This window comes from Streptomyces sp. NPDC043853 (assembly GCF_056436025.1).
In genome coordinates this window covers 182295-199608 of the sequence record NZ_JBWKDJ010000001.1, presented here as the reverse complement: position 1 = coordinate 199608, position 17314 = coordinate 182295, and the positions used below count along the sequence as shown (strand labels likewise).

At 73.7% G+C, this 17314-nt stretch carries 15 protein-coding genes; 3 read left to right on the top strand and 12 right to left on the bottom strand.

Annotated elements, in window-relative coordinates; translation table 11 throughout:
- Positions 1-260: 260 nt before the first annotated feature.
- Entirely contained in the window at positions 261-1355 is a 1095-nt protein-coding gene (locus AC067U_RS00760; RefSeq protein WP_478827437.1) for a selina-4(15),7(11)-diene synthase, read from the top strand.
- 27 nt (positions 1356-1382) lie between these two features.
- Here AC067U_RS00760 and AC067U_RS00755 read toward each other — a convergent pair whose 3' ends face one another.
- The 3 genes from AC067U_RS00755 to AC067U_RS00745 form a co-directional block, all read right to left on the bottom strand.
- Positions 1383-2741, bottom strand: coding sequence for a cytochrome P450 (locus tag AC067U_RS00755; protein ID WP_478827436.1), 1359 nt, complete (start codon positions 2739-2741; stop codon positions 1383-1385).
- Positions 2742-3345: 604 nt separating this feature from the next.
- Positions 3346-4740 (bottom strand): cytochrome P450 family protein, encoded by a 1395-nt coding sequence (locus AC067U_RS00750; protein ID WP_478827435.1) that lies wholly within the window; start codon positions 4738-4740, stop codon positions 3346-3348.
- Between the two features lie 171 nt (positions 4741-4911).
- Positions 4912-5499, bottom strand: coding sequence for a dihydrofolate reductase family protein (locus tag AC067U_RS00745; RefSeq protein ID WP_478827434.1), 588 nt, complete (start codon positions 5497-5499; stop codon positions 4912-4914).
- Positions 5500-5579: 80 nt separating this feature from the next.
- Here AC067U_RS00745 and AC067U_RS00740 point away from each other — a divergent pair, with 80 nt between their 5' ends.
- Positions 5580-6674, top strand: coding sequence for an enoyl-CoA hydratase/isomerase family protein (locus tag AC067U_RS00740; protein WP_478827433.1), 1095 nt, complete (start codon positions 5580-5582; stop codon positions 6672-6674).
- 175 nt (positions 6675-6849) lie between these two features.
- Positions 6850-7707 (top strand): iron-sulfur protein, encoded by an 858-nt coding sequence (locus AC067U_RS00735; RefSeq protein ID WP_478827432.1) that lies wholly within the window; start codon positions 6850-6852, stop codon positions 7705-7707.
- Between the two features lie 55 nt (positions 7708-7762).
- Here the strand turns inward: AC067U_RS00735 and AC067U_RS00730 are convergent, their stop codons facing one another.
- The 9 genes from AC067U_RS00730 to AC067U_RS00690 all read right to left on the bottom strand — a co-directional run bounded on the left by AC067U_RS00730 (position 7763) and on the right by AC067U_RS00690 (position 17306).
- Complete coding sequence (locus tag AC067U_RS00730) at positions 7763-8686, bottom strand: SDR family oxidoreductase (RefSeq protein WP_478827431.1); 924 nt, start codon at positions 8684-8686, stop codon at positions 7763-7765.
- Positions 8687-8708: 22 nt separating this feature from the next.
- Positions 8709-9041 (bottom strand): MazG-like family protein, encoded by a 333-nt coding sequence (locus AC067U_RS00725; RefSeq protein ID WP_478827430.1) that lies wholly within the window; start codon positions 9039-9041, stop codon positions 8709-8711.
- Positions 9042-9051: 10 nt separating this feature from the next.
- Entirely contained in the window at positions 9052-10332 is a 1281-nt protein-coding gene (locus AC067U_RS00720; RefSeq protein WP_478827429.1) for an MFS transporter, read from the bottom strand.
- Between the two features lie 27 nt (positions 10333-10359).
- Positions 10360-11652: an alkaline phosphatase family protein gene (locus tag AC067U_RS00715; RefSeq protein ID WP_478827428.1), complete on the bottom strand. Its 1293-nt coding sequence runs from the start codon at positions 11650-11652 to the stop codon at positions 10360-10362.
- A gap of 181 nt (positions 11653-11833) precedes the next feature.
- Positions 11834-12790 (bottom strand): galactokinase, encoded by a 957-nt coding sequence (locus AC067U_RS00710; protein ID WP_478827427.1) that lies wholly within the window; start codon positions 12788-12790, stop codon positions 11834-11836.
- A gap of 5 nt (positions 12791-12795) precedes the next feature.
- On the bottom strand, positions 12796-14877 hold the full coding sequence (locus AC067U_RS00705) for a methyltransferase domain-containing protein (RefSeq protein WP_478827426.1): 2082 nt from the start codon (positions 14875-14877) through the stop codon (positions 12796-12798).
- Positions 14874-16127, bottom strand: coding sequence for a glycosyltransferase (locus AC067U_RS00700; protein ID WP_478827425.1), 1254 nt, complete (start codon positions 16125-16127; stop codon positions 14874-14876). Before AC067U_RS00700 ends, AC067U_RS00705 begins: the two co-directional genes overlap by 4 nt.
- A complete protein-coding gene (locus AC067U_RS00695; protein ID WP_478827424.1) occupies positions 16124-16939 on the bottom strand; it encodes an alpha/beta fold hydrolase in 816 nt (271 codons plus the stop codon). Before AC067U_RS00695 ends, AC067U_RS00700 begins: the two co-directional genes overlap by 4 nt.
- Before the next feature lie 7 nt (positions 16940-16946).
- Positions 16947-17306 (bottom strand): phosphopantetheine-binding protein, encoded by a 360-nt coding sequence (locus AC067U_RS00690; RefSeq protein ID WP_478827423.1) that lies wholly within the window; start codon positions 17304-17306, stop codon positions 16947-16949.
- Positions 17307-17314 lie beyond the last annotated feature (8 nt).

Below are 17314 nucleotides of genomic sequence, written 5' to 3'. Positions count from 1 at the left end.
CGCCCGTCCCGCCCTGCCCCGCGCCTTGGTGCGGCGCACGGCGGGACGGGGTGGACGGGCAGGCGTCTGCGTATCAACTCCCTTAAATTCAGAGGAAGTTGTCAGTACGTATGAGGTGGCTGTGCGGATCTGGTCAGATTGCCCCACTGGCCGGAGGCACTTCGATACCGCATGATCACGACTCGAAGTGTACGTACGGGCGCGCACGGTCGCGCGACGGAGCGCGGATCTGGCCGCCCACGACAGAGGAGACCCGGCTCGTGACAGTCATCCCCCCACTGTTTACCCCCATACCGGCAGCGATCCATCCGAGCCACGCCGACATCGACGTCCAGACCGCGGCCTGGGCCGAGACGCACGAGATCGGATCCGCCGAGCTGCGCCGTCGGCTCGTCCGGCACGAGATCGGGGTCTTCGCGGCACGGATCCTGCCCGACGGCCGTGAGGAAGTCGTGCGGATGCTCGCGGACTTCGTGCTGTGGCTGTTCGGGGTCGATGACGGGTACTGCGAGGAGGGGAACCTCGGGCAGCGCCCGGGCGATCTTGCGGGAACGTTGCACCGGCTGCTGCGCGTCGCCCAGAACCCCGAACTGCCCATGCTGGACGGGGATCCGCTGGCGAGCGGTCTGCGCGACCTCCGGTTCCGCGTCGACGCGTACGGGACGGACAGCCAGGCCGTCCGCTGGGTCGCCTGCCTGCGCGAGTACGCCTTCTCCGTGGTCTGGGAGGCATCCCACCGGCGGGCCGGCACCGTGCCCGGCCTGACCGACTACACGCTCATGCGGCTGTACGACGGGGCGACCACGGTCGTCTTCCCGATGCTGGAGATGGCCCACGGCTACGAGCTCGAACCCCACGAACGGGACCACCCCGCCGTACGGGCGGCTGAGGAGATGGCGTCGTTCGTGATCACCTGGGACAACGACATCCTCTCCGACCACAAGGAGCGTTCGGCGGGGGGCTATTACCTCAACGTGCTGCGCGTGCTGGAGACCGAGGGGTTCACCCCCGAGGAGGCGATGGTCCGGGCCGTCGCCCAGCGAGACCTGGTGCTGGACGCCTTCGTCCGCCTGACCGACCGGCTCGCCGAGGAGGGCAGCTCGAGGATCCGGCAGTACGTGGCCGGCCTGCGCAGCTTCATCCGCGGCTATCAGGACTGGGGCATCAGCTCCGTCCGGTACACCACCCCCGACGACCCGGCGGGACTGCCGACCTCCTTCTCGGAGACCGCCACCGGCGACCGCCTGGAGGTCCTGGACATCGACGCGGTCGCCTGGTGGTGGGACCTGGTGCCGGACGGGCCGTCCCCGGCGGGCGCCGGCCGGCGGCTCGGCGGGCTGATCGGCGCCCGCTGAGCCACGGAGCGGCACCCGCCCGGCGGGTCACTGCCGGGCGGTCACCGTCATCGGTATGGAGTCGGCGTGCGCGACGGCCGACGCGACCTCCCGGGGGGTGTGTCCGGCGACCGGGACCAGCTGCCACTTCCTGAGGATCGTGGCGATGGCGATGGTGGCCTCCATCCACACGAACTGGTCACCGATGCACTTCCGGTTGCCGGCCCCGAAGGGGATGTAGGCGAGGCGTCCCGGCCCGGATGCCTGCCGCTCGGGCAGCCACCGGTCGGGGTCGAACCGGTCGGCGTCCTCGTAGAGGCCGGGGTCGCGGTGGATCGCGTACAGGCTGAACGCGACCTCCGTGCCGGGGGGCATGGTCACCCCGCCCAGCTCGACGGTCCCGGTGGTCCGGCGCATCAGCAGGGTGACGCCGTGCAGCCGCATCACCTCGTCGATCACCCGCCGTACGCCCTGCAGCCGCGGCACGTGGTGGGCGGCCACCGGGTCTTCGCCCACGACCTCGGCGATCTCCGCGAGGAGTGCCGCCTCCACCTCGGGACGGCCCGCCAGCTCGTGGAACGTCCAGGCGAGGGTGGCGGCAGTGGTCTCGGCCCCGGCGAAGAGCAGCGTGGACAGCTCGTCGCGCAGCGACTCGTCCGACAGCCCGGCGCCGCTCTCCGGGTCCTGCGCGGCCAGCAGCAGGGACAACAGGTCGTCGTGGTCCCCGGTGCCCGCCGAGCGGGACGTGGCGATCACCTCTTCGATGACCGCGCGAAGGCTGGCCGCCGCGCGGTCGAAATCACGGTTGGCCCGGATCGGCAGCCGGTCCAGGAACTTGGGTGAAGCCGCGCGCACCAGCAGGTTCGCGAGCAGGACCGGCAGGTGCTGCCGTACGGCGTCGACGGCGGGCCGGCCGATGTCGGTGGAGAACAGGGTGCGGGCCAGGGTCTCCACGGCGTACCCCGCCATCACCGGTTCCAGGTCGATGACGTCGCCGGGTGACCAGGAGTCCGCCAGGGCCCGGGCGTTGCTGCTCATGATCTCGGAGTAGCCCGCGATCCGTTCACGGGAGAACATCGGCTGGATCAGTCTGCGGTGCCGCCGGTGCAACTCGCCGTCCGAGTTGGCCAGTCCATTGCCGGCGAGCGGCTTCAGCCGTTCGAAGTACCGGCCCTTCACGAAGGAGCCCGCCTGGCGGACGGTCACTTCGTGGACGAGTTCCGGCGTGGTCACCACGTACATCGGCATCGTGCCGAGGTTCACGCGCACCAGGTCGCCGTGCTGCCGCAACGAGGTCATGAACGCAAAGGGGTTGCGCCAGAGGGCGAGGGTGTGTCCGAGGAGCGGGACGGCTCCGGGGGCCGGCGGAACGGAGGTGAGGGGGCGCGGCTCGGTGACTGTCGACATGGTCGAGGGTCCTCTCTGGGGGGAGTGTACGAGAAAGGATCTCCTGTTCGGCGGCAACCGGAACCGTCGCCCCCAGAGAAAGTGACCGCCGGGCGAACGTCAAGATCGTTCCCGGCCAAGTGCCGTCGGCGGGCGCGGCCCGGACGCGCCTCCCCTGGCCCCGCGCGCGTCTTCCCGCAGGTGACGACCTGCTCTCCGGCGATGAAATGACGGGCAGTCAGTCAACAACCGGTGGCTCACTGTTGCCGCCGCTCGATAGGGAGCGGTCTGCGCGTGCGAGCATGCCTACGAGTTGCAGCGTTCCCCTTGGACCTGTCTCATCCCGTTCTGCGTCTGGACCCGCACGCGGATCCCGTCGAAGAGGCGCGGGAAATGCGTTCCCACGGCTGCCCGATGGTGCCGGCGCGGCTTCCCGGCGAGCCCGCGGTGGCTGCCTGGGCCGCGGTCGACCACGCGACGGCGCATGCGGTGTCCCTGCGCTCGTCGCCGTACGCGCGCATCCGGTGCCCGCTGTCCCGGCCCGGTGCCGCAACCGGGCCCGGACCGGCAGTGGTCCGGGCCCGGACCGGCAGGGCCCCACCGCCTGCGGCAGGGCCCCATCGGGTCAGCCCCAGAGCCTGGCCCACCAGGAGCGGCGCTGCTGCGCCGGAGCGGGGGGCGCCACGGGCGGGGCGGCCGGCGCGGCCGGCATCCCGGGAGCCGCGGACGCACCCGGGTGGGGCATCCCGGGTTGTGTCCCGTGACGGGGCCTGAACAGCACGGGGAGCGACCCGAGGGGGCTGGAGATGAAGGACGTCTCGATGGGCAGGTCCTTCGCCGGTACGGCGAGTTCGATGTCGGGCAGAGCGCCCAGCAGGGTCTCGATCCCGGTGTCGGCGACGGTGCGCCCGATGTCCTGGCCGGGACACTGGTGCGGACCGCCGCCGAAGGCGAGGTGCGCACGGTTCCCGTGCATCGGGACGGACAGGTCGGGCCGGACCTTCGGGTCCCGGTTGCCCGCGGACAGGGAGAGCAGGACCATGTCGCCCGGCCGGATGTCCTGGTCGCCCAGGAGCACATGACCGGTGGCCCAGCGGTTCGGGAGCAGCGTCAGCGGGGGCGTTTCCCACATGACGTGGTCGAGAGCGTCGGTCAGCGTCATGCTCCCGCCTGCGAGGCTGCCGCGGAAGCGCCGGTCGGTGAGCACGACCTGCAGGGCGTTGGCCGTCAGGTTCACCGTCTTCTCCACGGCGGCCACCATGGCGTGGCGCAGGTGTTCCTCGGCCTCCACGTCGCTCAACGCGGATTCGTGGGCCAGGAGCCAGCTGGCGAAGTCGTGGCCCGGGTTCGACCGCTTCTCGCTCACGAGGTCGCGCATGACCTTGACGACGAACGCGTTGCTCTCCAGGGCCGTTTCGGTGCCCCGCACCATGTCCCGTACGGCCCGCCCGAGGGGGATGGCCTGCTCGGCGGGGATGCCGAACTGCTTGGCCTGGACCAGCGCCGGAAGGGGCTCCGCGAAGTCGGCCACGAGGTCGGCCCGCCCCCTCGCGGCGAACCCCTCGACCAGCTGCGTGGTGTACCGGGTCACGTACCGGCGGATGCCCTGCCGGTTGAACTGCTCCAGGCTGTCGGTGACCGCACTGCGGAGCCGGGAGTGTTCCACGCCGTCGGTGAAGGCGATCAGCGGCTGGTACTCGGTGACCGGGCGCAGCGGATTGTCCGCAGCGATCCGCCCCTCCCTGACCGCGCTCCAGTTGCGGGAGTCGCACGAGAACTGCGACGGGTTGCGCAGTACGTGCAGGATCTCCTGGTAACCGACGACCAGCCATGCCTCCAGGTCCCCGGGCAGCAGCACCGGGACGACGGAACCGTGCTGCCCCCGCAGTTGCTCGTACAGGTCCTGCGGCGGGACGTCGGACTCCAGCAGCCGAGTGCGTCCGGCGCCGGCGGCGTGAGCGGGACACGCCGGCGGCGGCACGGCAGCAGTGCGGGCTATGTCATACGGTGAGGTGCTCAACAAGGCCTCCGGGGCGGTGTCGGCTGACCGGGTGAGGTACCAACGAGTGATCAGGCCGACGCATACGGGTAACAGCTGACGCAGCATATCCGTGGCCCCGAGACCCGTAGAGCGGTGTCTCGCGAACTGGCGCCCGGTCAACTCCCATGCACCGTGGTACCGGTGGCCCCCTCAGGAAACTGCCTCGTCCCGCCGGGTGAGATAGCGGAGCAGGACCACGCCGTTGCCGAAGGCGTGGGTGTCAGCCAGGCTGAGGACGGTGCTGGTGCCCGTCCGCGGGAAGAACGGCCGGCCGTCGCCCAGCACCACCGGGTGGACGTACAGCCGGTACTCGTCGATCAGCCCGTACCGCATGAAGGTGGCCGCCAGGTCCGCGCCGCCCAGGGCGAGGTCCCCGCCGGGTGCCGCCTTGAGGGCCTCGATCTCCGCCGGGTCCACGTGCCGGACCACCGTGGTGTTCCACTCCCGGTGCTCTCCCGGGTCCCAGGTCCGGGAGAACACGTACTTCGGCATGGACCGCCAGATCTCCGCGAACTCCGCCTCCGGCGCGCTCACGTCCGGATCCCGGTCCGCCGTCGGCCAGTACGCCTCCATCAGCTCGTGGGTGACCCGGCCGTGGAGGAAGGCGGCCATCCGGGAGCACAGCTCGTTGAAGTGGGTGTGCAGCTCTTCGTCGACCAGGTGCCAGTCGAGCTCGCGTGCGGGCCCTTCGAAGTACCCGTCGAGGGAGACCGACACCGGCAGGATGATCCGTCCCATGGAGGATGAGGATAGGACCGGGCCGTGCCTCCGTGCGGGAGGCGGGCGGTGAACGACGGGAAACGACAGGAGCGCGCGAGATGACCGTGACCGGGAACGGCGGAAGAGCACCGGCCGGGGACGGCGGAGTGCGGGTCGGGCGGGAGGGCCGGACCGGGCGGATCGTCCTCGACCGGCCCGCCGCGCTCAACGCCCTCACCCACGCCATGGTGCTCCGGATGACGGAGGCGCTGGACGCCTGGGAGCACGACCCGGACGTCACCCAGGTGCTCGTCACCGGGGCGGGCGAGCGGGGGCTGTGCGCGGGCGGCGACGTCCGGCTGTTCCACCGGGACGCCCTCACCGGCGGTACCGGGTCGGTGGACTTCTGGCGGGACGAATACCGGCTCAACGCCCGGATCGCGCACTACCCGAAGCCGTACGTCGTCCTGATGGACGGCATCGTGATGGGCGGTGGCGTGGGGGTGTCCGCCCACGGGGACGTCCGGATCGTCACCGAGCGCTCCCGCGTGGCCATGCCCGAGACCGGCATCGGCTTCGTCCCGGACGTCGGCGGCACCTGGCTGCTCGGCCGGGCCCCGGGCGGGCTCGGCACCCACCTGGCCCTCACCGGGACCGCGGTGGGTGCCGCCGACGCGCAGCTGTGCGGGCTCGCCGACCACTTCGTACCGGCGGCGCGGCTGCCGGAGCTGGTCTCCGCGCTGAGCCGTGGGGCGGCCGCCGACGTGCTGCCCGGGTACGCCGAGCCCGCCCCGGCCGGGGAGCTCGCCGCCGCCCGCGCCTGGATCGACCCCTGCTACGCCGCCGACACCGTCGAGGAGATCGTGGAGCGGCTGCTCGCGCACGGTGACCCCGCCGCGAAGGAGGCGGCCGAGGCGATCCTGGCGAAGTCGCCCACCGCCCTGAAGATCACGCTTGCGGCACTGCGCCGCGCCCGGACGCTCGGCACCCTGGAGGAGGCCCTGGAGCAGGAGTTCACGGTGTCCTGTACGGCCCTGCGGGGCCTGCCCGACATGGTCGAGGGCATCCGCGCCCAGGTGGTCGACAAGGACCGCGACCCGCACTGGTCCCCGGCCACCCTCCAGGAGGTCGACGAGGCCGCGGTCGCGGCGTTCTTCGGCCCCCGCCCCGAGGACGCCGGACCCGGCCGGGAGGGCGTGTTCCCGCGGCCGTGAGGCCGTGCCGCGCCCGGGTCTCGGGAACGCCCGGGGCGCCCGTTGACCCGTCCGGGTGATCTCGTATCGACTCCTCGATCCACAACCAGTAAGGTAAGGCTTACCTTTAACGGGTTGACGTGTCCGGAACCGGGCGCGGGACGGGAGTCGTTGTGGCGCAGCACGAGGAGAGCCGATGACCACGGCCACCACCGGGGCCGTGGCGGCAGTCGCCGAACCGGCCGCGTCGGACCTCCTCGCCCGCGGATACCTGCGGCTCATCGCCGTCTGTGAGGACCTCAACGCGCGGATCGCGCACCCGGATTCGCCCGCATGGGCGGCCGGAGTGGACCTCGCGGGCGGCGGCGACGCGGCGCTGGACGCGTTCGTCGAGGCCGAGGCGGCCCGCATCCGCGAGACCACCGGCCACGAGCCGCGCGGCGACGCCGCAGCCTCGCGGGCGCTGAACCGGCACCTCTGGGCCGTCAGCCTGCTGATGAGCGGCACCTGGTACCTGGAGCGGCGCGTCCCGCGCGTCAAACCCCGCGAGATCCGCTGCGACGAGGCGACGAACAGCCTCCAGGTGCTGCCCGGACAGGTCTTCGCCTGCCTGCCGGACGACCCCGCAGCCGGCCTGCGCGGTGCCCGGGTGGTCGCCGACGAGGAGGCCCTGCGCGCCGAGCTCCGGGCCGCCGTCGCCGACCACGTGCGCCCCCTGCTGACGGCCCTCGGCCCCCGCACCCGGCGCGGCCCGCGGGCCTCGTGGGGGATGGCGGCCGACTGCCTGATCTCCGGCATCTGGTACCTGGGCCGGACCCTGGGCCAGGAGGAACGGGCCGTACGGGCGGCCACCGAACTCCTCCCGGAGGCGATCCCGCCGTTCCCCGGCGGCGCCGGCTTCCGCCTCCTGACGGGCCGTGAGGGCAAGCAGTACCGGACCCGCACCCGGCTCGGCTGCTGCATGTACTACACGCTGCCCGAAGCCCGCGCCTGCCAGGCCTGCCCCCGCACCTGCGACACGGAGCGGCTGCGCCGGCTGGAGGAGGAAGGCTGAGCCGGACTGGTCCGGACCGTTCCGGACCGATCCGGACCGATCCGCCGGGCGGGCCCTAGCGGTAGCCGGTGGTGTCGGCCGGAAGGCCCCGGTCCTGGACCTCCACCAGGTACCGCCAGGCGTCCGGGCGGCTGCCGTCGAGGTCGGTGAAACCGTACTCCCGGGCCAGTTGGCCGCTCGACAGCGACCGGCCGTTCCAGCGGGCGACCCCGGGGTCCGCGGCCAGCGCCGCCACCGCCCGGCCGACGTACGCCGGGGTCTCCGAGATCGCGAAGTGCGGGGACCGCTCACAGGCGTCCCGCCAGTTCTCCTCCGTCACCCCGTAGGCCTCCAGCATCATTTCCGAGCGCAGCCAGCCCGGGGTGAGCGCCACCGCCGTCGCACCGCGCGGTCCCAGCTCGTGCCCGAGGGAGAAGCCCATCCGCAGCACCGAGGACTTGGCGAGGTCGTAGAAGAACGACACCCGGTAGTTGGACCGGTTGTACTCCGCCGTCCCGTCCGTCACCTCCACCACCAGACCGCCGCCGCCCGGTGTGCGCAGCAGCAGGGGCAGCGCGAAATGGCTCGTGACGGCGTGCGTCTCCACCGCGAGCCGGAGCAGTCGCAGCCCGTTCGCCAGATCGTGCTCCCAGACCGGGCTGTCCCACTCGAACATCCGCTCGCCGCCCCAGATGTCGTTCACCAGCACGTCCAGCCGGCCCTGCTCGGCGTCGATCCGCGCCACCAGCGCCTCGACCTGACCGGCCTCCAGGTGGTCGCACACCACCGGGACGCCCGTCCCGCCCGCTGCCGTGACCAGCTCGGCAGTCTCCTCCACCGTCTCCGGGCGGTCGTACTCCGACCGGTGGCCGCGGGTACTGCGCCCCGTCACGTACACCGTCGCCCCGGCGGCGCCCAGCTGTACGGCGATGCCCCGGCCCGCGCCCCGGGTCCCGCCCGCGACGAGCGCGACCCTGCCCTTCAGACTTCCAGTCGACATGTCACGAGCCTACGACCGGGCGTCAGCGGTCGGGCGGAAGGAACCACTCCGACTTGAGCGCGAGTTGGCGGGCGAGGTAGGCCGGGGCGTCGTCCGGCCGCATCCGGGTCAGCGCCACCATGGCGGTGATCACCGTGTCCGCGACCTCGGCGTGGACGTCCTCCCAGCTGTGCGAGACGCCCTTGCGCGGGTTGATGCCGCGCGCGCCGAGGACGGCCTGGGCCGCCTCGCCGAACTCCTCGCCGATCTTCAGGACCTGGAGCGTCCACCGCTCCTCGGGGGACACCCCGCGGCCGGTGTCCCGCGCCTCGAAGGCGTCTGCCATGGCGGAGATCGTCTTCCAGACTTCGTGCATGGCGGCGAGCCTACTCCCGGCCGGCCCCCCGTGGGGTCCCCCGTACGGCTCCCCGAGTGAACTCCCGTACGGGCGCCAGGACACAGAGCCCCAGCAGGATGGCCGCCAGTCCCGCGGCGGCCGCGGACAGGGCCGCGTACGGCCCCCACAGCGTCCACGCGGCCCCGAACAGCAGGGAACCGCCGAACCGGGCCAGCGCCTGGCCGGTCTGCAGCACGGCGAGGCCGGTGCTCCGCAGTTCCTCGGGCAGCAGCGGCCCGGCCGCGGCCATCAGCACGCCGTCGGTGGCGGCGTAGAACATGCCGAGCAGCAGCGGCACGCCGATCGCCGGCGCCGGTCCGGCAGGCAGGGGTGCCAGGACCAGCAGGCAGGCGCCGAGCAGCAGCGCGTGGCCGCCGAGGAACACCCGGTGCCGCCCGATCCGGTCCGCGAGCCGCCCGGCGGGCAGCGCGCACAGCAGGAACCCGGCCGCCGTGCCCACGGGGAGCAGCGGGAACCAGGCGGCCGGCAGGTCCAGCCGGCGCTGCAGCAGCAGGTAGAGGAAGGAGTCGCTGACCGTGACCAGCCCGAGCAGCACGGCCGTCAGGCAGAGCCGCCACAGGCCCGGGATCCCGGCCAGGGTCCGCAGGGCGGGGAGCGGGGCGCGGCCGGCGGCCGGCGCCGGCGCCTCCCGTACGAACAGGGCCAGCACCACCACACCGAGCACCGCGAAGCAGAAGCTGAGCGTGAACACCGCGTCGTAGCCGTCCACCGCCACCCACAGCACGCCGAACGCGGCCAGCGGGCCCAGCAGGGCGCCCGCCGTGTCCATCGCCCGGTGCACGCCGAAGGCCCGGCCCTGTTCCCCGGGCGGCGCGGACAGCGAGATCAGCGCGTCGCGCGGAGCGGTGCGCAGGCCCTTGCCGGTGCGGTCGGCGCCCAGCACCGCCGCCACCGCCCAGGGGGTGGTGACGGCGAGCAGGCCCGCCTTGCAGACGGCCGACAGGGCGTATCCGGTCCCGGCGACCAGCTTGCGCCGCCGGGTACGGTCCGCGATCCGCCCGCCGGCCAGCCGGAACAGCGCGGTGGCGCCCTGGTGCAGTCCGTCCAGGGCGCCGAACGCGAGCGGAGACATGCCGAGTCCGGCCATCAGGTACAGCGGCAGGACGGCGGTGACCATCTCCGCGGAGATGTCCGTGACCAGGCTGACCAGGCCGAGCGCGAGCACGGTGCCGGGCACCGTCCCGCGGCGGGCGGTCCGTACGGGGATGCCCCGGGCGGAATCCGCCGCCCGGCCTGCGGACAGGTACACGGAGATCTCCCTCGAACGAATGTACGGCTAGAACCAGTTGACGGTGAGCGGGAAGGTGGTGGAGGCGGTGGTGCCGGTGCTGTCGGTGGCGGTGGCGGTGATCTGGATCGTGCCGCTCGCCCAGGGCTTGCCGCTGATGCGGCCGGTGCCGGTGTCGATGGACAGGCCCCAGGGGAGGCCGGTGGCGCCGTACTTCAGGGGTGCCTTGCCGCCGGTGGCGGTGATCTGGACGGTGCAGGACTGGTTGAACTTGCAGGTCTGCGGGCCGGGGTTGGCGAGCTTCAGGTCACCGGGAGTGGGCGTCGGAGTCGGAGTCGGAGTGGGGGTGGGTGTCGGCGTGGGAGTGGGGGTGGGTTCGGTGCCCGCGGTGAACACCTCGGAGATCGGCTGGACGTTCGCCGCGTTGCCCGCGTGCGTCGTGCCGAACAGGTCCTCGAAGGTGCGCAGCAGGTTGTGGTGGTTGAACGCGGTGCCGTACGTGCCGGTCTTGACGTGCGCGCCGTAGAACACGGTGGCGATCTGGTTGGAGCCGAGGAAGTTGTCCTCGTCCCAGGTCAGCACCAGCAGGCTGTTGTTGTTCTTCGCCCACTGCGCGTACGCGTCGATGTTGTTCTTCGTCCAGGTATCACCGGTCGACACCGAGCACGAGTGCATGTCGTTGCACTGGTTGGGCACGATGAACGACAGGTGCGGCAGCGCCGCGAAGTTCCCCTGGGGGAACTGGGTCCAGGTCTTGCCGGTGTTCAGCGGCACGTTCTTGAACGCGAACCACGGGTTGTGCTTCTGCGCGTACTGGCCGTTGGTGCACGCCGTCGAACCCTCGCTCGGCAGGTCCTCGTTGTATGTGGCGAAGGTCTTGCCCGCCGCGATCAGTTCCTGGCCGAGGTTGGCCGCGGTCATCGACTGCGGGGTGTAGCAGCCGTCGCCCGTGATGCCCTGGGTGGACCCCGAGAACAGGTTGAAGTAGTTCGGCTGGCTGGGGTGGGTGAGCGCCTTCATGTTGGTCAGGCTGGCGCCGCCGCCCGCGAGCTGGTTGATGTAGGGCGCGTTGCCGCTGCCGATGATCTCGCCGTACTGCTTGTTCTCGTAGACGACGACCACCACGTGGTCGTACGAGGGCAGTGCGGCGGCAGTCGAGGCCCCCGCGGTCGTACGTGCGCCCGAACCGGTGTCGGCCGCCTGGGAGTTGGCGACGGTGAAGGCGCCGAGCAGGCCGAAGGCGCCGAGCGCGGCGACGGCCGCCGTCCGCCAGCGCGCGCGGCCGCGCCGTCTCGCCGGTGGCGGCTCGTGCGGTGCGGGATGTGCAGGTACGTCAGGCATGAGGGATTCCTCCTGGTTCCTTCGGTTCGCTTCCGTTTCCTTCGGATTCGGTGCGGCCTTCGTGCGGCCTTCGTGCGGCTGTCGAGCAGCTGTCGAGCAGCTTTCGTGCGGCTTGTGTCCGGCTTTCGCGCGGCTTCGTGACGGCCGTTCCCGGCCGGTCTCCCGGTGCGCTTCCCGTGGCTCACTCCTCCCGTCGGGCCGCTCCGGCCACGGGCACGTTCAGGAATCGCGGCACCGGCCGGCCCCGGCCGCGGAACTCCGCCGCGACACCGGCCCGTACCGCCGTCACCCGTTCCTCCGGCAGCAGCACCAGGACGCTCCGGCCCGGCCGCCTCCCGGGAGCCCACACCGCCGACGCCCCGGCCCGCAGGAGGTGTTCCACCGCCCGCCCGAGGTCCGCCGCCCGGTCCGCCGGAGCACCGCGTACGGCCATCAGCACCAGCCGGGCCCCGGACCCCGGCGGGTCGAAGGGCACGTACCGCGGGGGCCCGCCGGGCGCCGCCAGCAGGGCCTGACCGGGCCGGGCGAACAGCACCGCGCGGCGCAGCCCGTCATCGCCCCCGGATGGGCCCGCGGGCAGCGCCTCCGCGAGCAGCCCGGCCAGCTCCGCCCGGTCCGGTTCGCCACCGGGCGGCCCGTGTACGTCGGCCACCGCGAGCGCCACCGCGCAGTCGGCCGGCTCGGCCGTGGCCAGGCCGGCGGCGGGGGTGAGCGCGCTCTGCACGTGCAGGTCCGTACCGCCGCGCCCGTGTCCGGCCCGGGCCAGCGCCCGCAGCAGGCCGTACGTCCGGGCCGCCCAGTCCGGCACCCCGTCGGGCGGCGGGCCGTCCAGGGCCAGCGGCAGGTCGCAGCTGTGCGCGGGATGGCTGAGCGAGCTCAGCCGGACCAGGCCGTCCTCGCGCGGGGCGGCCGCCGCGGCCACCGGCCACCCGGCCGCCGCCACCCGTGCCGGCCCCGGGGCAGGACCGAGCCGGAAGGCGTGCGGGGCGCTCCACACGGCGGTGGGCCGGCGGTCGTGCACGGCCTCCAGCGCATACGCGGCCAGCCGGAACAGCGGGTCGGCGCCCGCCCGGCGGGCGAGGCCGGGGCCGGCCGCGGGCCCTGCGTTTCCCGTGGTGTGCGCGGCTGCGGTGAACACGGGCGTCACTCCTCGTCCTTGCGGGCCAGCACCCGGTACGCGTTCCCGCCGTCGGCCCGTCTCGCGGCCGCCCCGCGCAGCCGGTCGAGGACGGCGGCGACGACGAAGCAGGGAGCGGCGGCCACCCGCACCAGACGGCCGAGGGCGCGTCGGCGCAGGGTCACCGGGCCCGCCCAGGGGGTGCCGGGGTCGGGTGCCAGCCGGGTCACGGTCAGCGCCACCGCGCCGACGAACTCGTTGGCCTGGTGGGCCGGGCCGTGCTCCTCCGCGAGCACCGTGAACCCGCGGTCGGCGAGTGCCTCGCGCAGGTTGGCGGCCGGCACGAGGTGCTGGTGCTGCGGCTGGAACCAGGGCAGCCACACCTGCCGCAGCAGGTCCGCCATCCGGGACTCGGGATCGGGTACCTCGATCATCAGATGGCCGCCGGGCACGAGCACGGCCGCCGCCGTGTCCAGCTCGGTCAGCGGATCGCGGGTGTGCTCCAGGTAGTGGTACATGCTCACGACCTCGTACTGGCCGGCCAGCTTCACCGCGAACTCCGGGAACTGGCCCTGGAATCCGGTCCCGGCCCAGCCGCGCAGCTCCGCCCCGCGCACTCCGTCGCCCATGTCCAGCCCGTCGAACCGGGTGTCCGGCCACACCGCGCGCGCGGCGTTGCAGAAGTGCCCGTGACCGGTGCCGACGTCCAGCCAGCTCGCGGGCCCCCCGGCCGGCAGGTACGGGCGGATCATCTCGGCGCGCCCGCGGTAGGTCTCGCCCATCCCGCCGAACACCGAGTCGGCGCTCGCCCCGCCCTGACCCGCGTAGAAGTCCCGGTAGTAGAACTCCAGCCCCTCCGGGGTCAGCCGGGGGTTCTGGAACACGTGGCCGCAGTCCGCGCACCGGTCCAGGGTGAACCGGCCCGGCTTCCCCTGGAGTTGGTCGGGAACCTCGCGGACGCGGACGGTGAGCTGACCGGAGCCGCACCAGGGGCAGTCACAACGGCGGGATTCGAGGAACCGGTCGGTGCCGGCCGCGATCCCGGCCCGGTAGGCGGCCTCCTCGGCCGGACTCGCGACGGGCCGGTGGGGGTCGGCGGTGCCGGCCGCTCCGTACGCCGTACGGAGCGCCCCGCGCAGGGACAGCAGCGGCCGGGCGGCGGTGGCGCCGAGCAGGTCGGCGGGCCGCAGGGGCGCGCCGGGCCCGCCCAGTACGGCGTACGGCTGGAGCCAGTACAGCGCGGCCGCGGCCGCACCCCAGCGGCGGTGCCGCCGCCGTACGCAGAGCACGGCGAGCAGCGCCAGGCCGGCCAGCCGGGCGGTGGCGAGCTGCCCGGCGGGGAGCCGTTGGGCGCGCAGCACGTCCGCCTGGTCGGCGGGTTGTGGCGCGCCCCGGCCGAGTCCGGGGGCGACGGCCAGGCCGGTCGCGTCCGGCGCGAACTCCTTCAGACGGCGGACCAGCGCGTGCAGTCCGGCGCGGTCCGGGCGGCCGGACGGCCCGCCATCGGACGGTCCGCCGCCGGCCGGTCCGGCGTCTGAGGGCCCGCCGTCGGAGGGCCCGCCGTCGGAGGGTGCCGCGCTCCCGGACCGGGCGCGCAGCAACAGGTCCTCGTCGACCAGGACGGCGTACCCCGCACTGCGCCCCTCCGCCAGCCGGTCCCGGCGGTAGGCCACCGGATCCACCAGCCGGAGCAGGCCCAGCGCGCCTTCGGCGTCCAGATCCCCCGGGAGGAGGTCCAGGACCCGCAGCCCTTCGCGTTCGGCGTGGGCGCAGGCGGCCAGGAAGGTCTCCGCGTCGGGCTCCACCCCGGCCGCGGTGATCAGCCGCCAGCCGGCGGGCCGGGGGGCCGCCTGCGCGGCCCCTGCGGGAGCCGCGGCAGGGCCCGCCGGTCCGCTGCCGGTCAGCACCGGGAGGGCGCGGAGCCGCCGCCGGGACCGCACGGTACCTGCGGCGAGGGCGGCGATCACCGCGAGTGGCAGCCAGGGGACCCGCGGGAACGGAAGGCGGGCCGGGCCGGGCGGGCGGAGCAGGAGGCGGCCCCGGCCGGCCCTGCCGGGGGAGCGGCCGTGGGAGCGCGCGGGGGAGTGGGAGGGGAACGACGGGGTCATGCCAGCTTCTCCAACCGGTCGGCCGCGGCGGCGGCACCGCCCGCGGCGGCGAAGGACGCCTGGATGCGCCGGGCGCCCCGCCGATGGGCGGGGTCGTCCAGGACGGCCGTGATCGCGTCGCGGAGTTCCTCGGCCCTGGTCCGGCCGAACCGGATCCGCAGTCCCGCACCGGCGGCGACGACCTGCTGGGCCACGATCGGCTGGTCGTCCCGGATCGGCGCGACCACCAGCGGCAGCCCGTGCGCGAGCGCTTCGCAGACCGTGTTGTGGCCGCCGTGGGTGACGACCGCGTCGAGGTGCGGCAGCAGGTCGAGCTGCGGCACGGTGTCCTGGAGCAGCGTGCCCTCCGGCAGCGGTCCGGGCACCAGCCCGGCCGGCGCGGCCAGGACCAGCTGTACCCCGTCCGCCGCCAGCCGCCCGGCGGCGCCGGCCACCGCTGCGTAGAACCGGCCGCCCGCCTCGCGGTTGAGGGTGCCCAGCGACACCAGCACCCGGCGGCGGGCGGGGTCCAGGAGCTGCCACGGGAAACCGGGAGCGGGCGGGCGGGAGCCGAAGGCCGGGCCGACGAAGGCGTAATGGCCGGGGAACTCCCTTGCCGGTTCGACCAGTTCGGGAGTGGAGAACACGAGGACCAGCCGGTCGGAGAACCGCGGGTCCCAGCCGGGACCCGGCCGGCCCGCCCCGCCGCTGTCGGCAGGGCTGTCCGTACGGCTGCCCGTACCGCTGTCCGCGAGGCGGCGGGTACGGCCGTCGTCGGCGCCGAACTCGGCCAGCAGGGAGGCGATCTGCTCCGACACCCACTCGCCGACCTTGGGAAAGCCCTCGAACGGACCGGTCAGCTCGGCCGAGGTGCTCGCCGAGGTCGCCCAGGGCACGCCCAGCCGGCGCGCCACCACCGGTCCGGCGAGCGCCTGCTGGTCGGCGACCACCACGTCCGGGCGGAACGTCCGGACCGCCGTCGTCACTCCCGGAACCATGGCCCGGGCCAACGGCACGAGCGCCTCCTCCCACAGGAACCGCAGCGCCGCCACCCCGCGCAGGTCGCGCCACCGCTCGTGCAGGGCCGCGTAGCCGCCGCCGGTCGGGTCGCCGGCGGGCAGCACCCGGGCGTGGCCCGGCAGCAGTCCGGCCAGCACCCCGTACGGGCCGGCCCAGGCCACCTCGTGCCCGCGGGAGGCGAGTTCGCAGCCCACGGCGACCGTCGGATTCACGTGTCCGGCCAGCGGCGGGACGACGAAGAGCACCTTCACGGCACCGTCACCTCCATCCGACGCGGCTCGGCCACGGCATCGAGGTGGGCGAGGACGGCCTTGCGCAGCGCGCCGCTGGTCTCCTTCAGGACGTCGTGCCCCAGGCCGGGCAGGATCTCGACCGTGCACCGGGGCGCGCACCGGGCCATCTCCTCGGCTCCCGGGACGAGTTCGGAGTACTCGCCGCACACGATGAGCACCGGGCAGCGCAGCCGGGCGTAGTCGGCCGGGGTGAAGGTGCGGCCGGCGGCGATGTCGTCGATGAGCGTGGTCCGGTTGAGCAGTTCGTCGGCGATGGCGGTCAGGTTGGCGGCCTTGCGCAGCCGCAGCGAGCGGAGCTCCGCCGGGACGGTGCTGTCCTCCAGGCCGAGCGCGGCGGCCGACAGGGTGTCGACCATGTTCTCCACCCAGGGCCCGCTCAGCGGCGGTTCCAGCAGGGTCAGCCCGGCGACCAGGTCGGGCCGGGCCAGGGCGGTGTGCACGGCGAGGGTGCTGCCGTAGCTGTTGCCGACCAGGTGTACCGGCCGGGGCCGGGGCAGGGTGCGCAGGAGGGCCAGCAGGTCCCGTACGGCGGTGTCGGCGTCGTAGCCGGTGGCCGGGCGCTCGGTGCGGCCGTGGCCGCGGAGGTCGTAGAGGAGCACCTCGTGCCCGGAGCGGGCCACCGGCACGGCGAGCGGGCAGTAGAAGGAGGACAGGTTGTCCACGACCAGCCCGTGCAGGAACACCACGAGGGGCCGGGTGGGGTCGGCATCGGGCGGTGCGGGCAGCCGCTGGACGTGGAAGCGGAGGGAGTTGGCGGCGGTCTCGGCCATGGCGGGCTCAGCCGGCCGTGCGGGTCAGGGCCGCACGCGTCACCCGGCCGATGTGGGCGACGAGTTCGCCGACCGACATGGCCAGGATGGCCTCCATGTCCTTCTCGGCGAGGAAGCCCATCAGGTCGACGTCCGAGCCGTAGCGGCGGTGCAGCTGCTCCGCCAGGGCGACGAACTCGATGCTCTCCAGTGCCAGATCGTCGTTGAAGGTGGTGTCCATGCCGATCTCCTCGGCCAGAAGGAACTCGTCGCCGACGATCTCCACGAGCATGCCGGTGATCTCGGCGAGGATGCGGGTGTCGGTGTCGGTGTCGGTGTCGGTGTCGGTGTCGGCGTCGGGGGTGGTGGTGTGCGGGTCAGTTGCCATGGCTGGTC

Coding starts and splice junctions, on each gene's coding strand:
- AC067U_RS00715 (WP_478827428.1), bottom strand. CDS start 11,652: ATGCCTGACGTACCTGCACATCCCGCACCGCACGAGCCGCCACCGGCG.
- AC067U_RS00690 (WP_478827423.1), bottom strand. CDS start 17,306: ATGGCAACTGACCCGCACACCACCACCCCCGACGCCGACACCGACACC.
- AC067U_RS00735 (WP_478827432.1), top strand. CDS start 6,850: ATGACCACGGCCACCACCGGGGCCGTGGCGGCAGTCGCCGAACCGGCC.
- AC067U_RS00745 (WP_478827434.1), bottom strand. CDS start 5,499: ATGGGACGGATCATCCTGCCGGTGTCGGTCTCCCTCGACGGGTACTTC.
- AC067U_RS00695 (WP_478827424.1), bottom strand. CDS start 16,939: ATGGCCGAGACCGCCGCCAACTCCCTCCGCTTCCACGTCCAGCGGCTG.
- AC067U_RS00740 (WP_478827433.1), top strand. CDS start 5,580: ATGACCGTGACCGGGAACGGCGGAAGAGCACCGGCCGGGGACGGCGGA.
- AC067U_RS00755 (WP_478827436.1), bottom strand. CDS start 2,741: ATGTCGACAGTCACCGAGCCGCGCCCCCTCACCTCCGTTCCGCCGGCC.
- AC067U_RS00730 (WP_478827431.1), bottom strand. CDS start 8,686: ATGTCGACTGGAAGTCTGAAGGGCAGGGTCGCGCTCGTCGCGGGCGGG.
- AC067U_RS00725 (WP_478827430.1), bottom strand. CDS start 9,041: ATGCACGAAGTCTGGAAGACGATCTCCGCCATGGCAGACGCCTTCGAG.
- AC067U_RS00705 (WP_478827426.1), bottom strand. CDS start 14,877: ATGACCCCGTCGTTCCCCTCCCACTCCCCCGCGCGCTCCCACGGCCGC.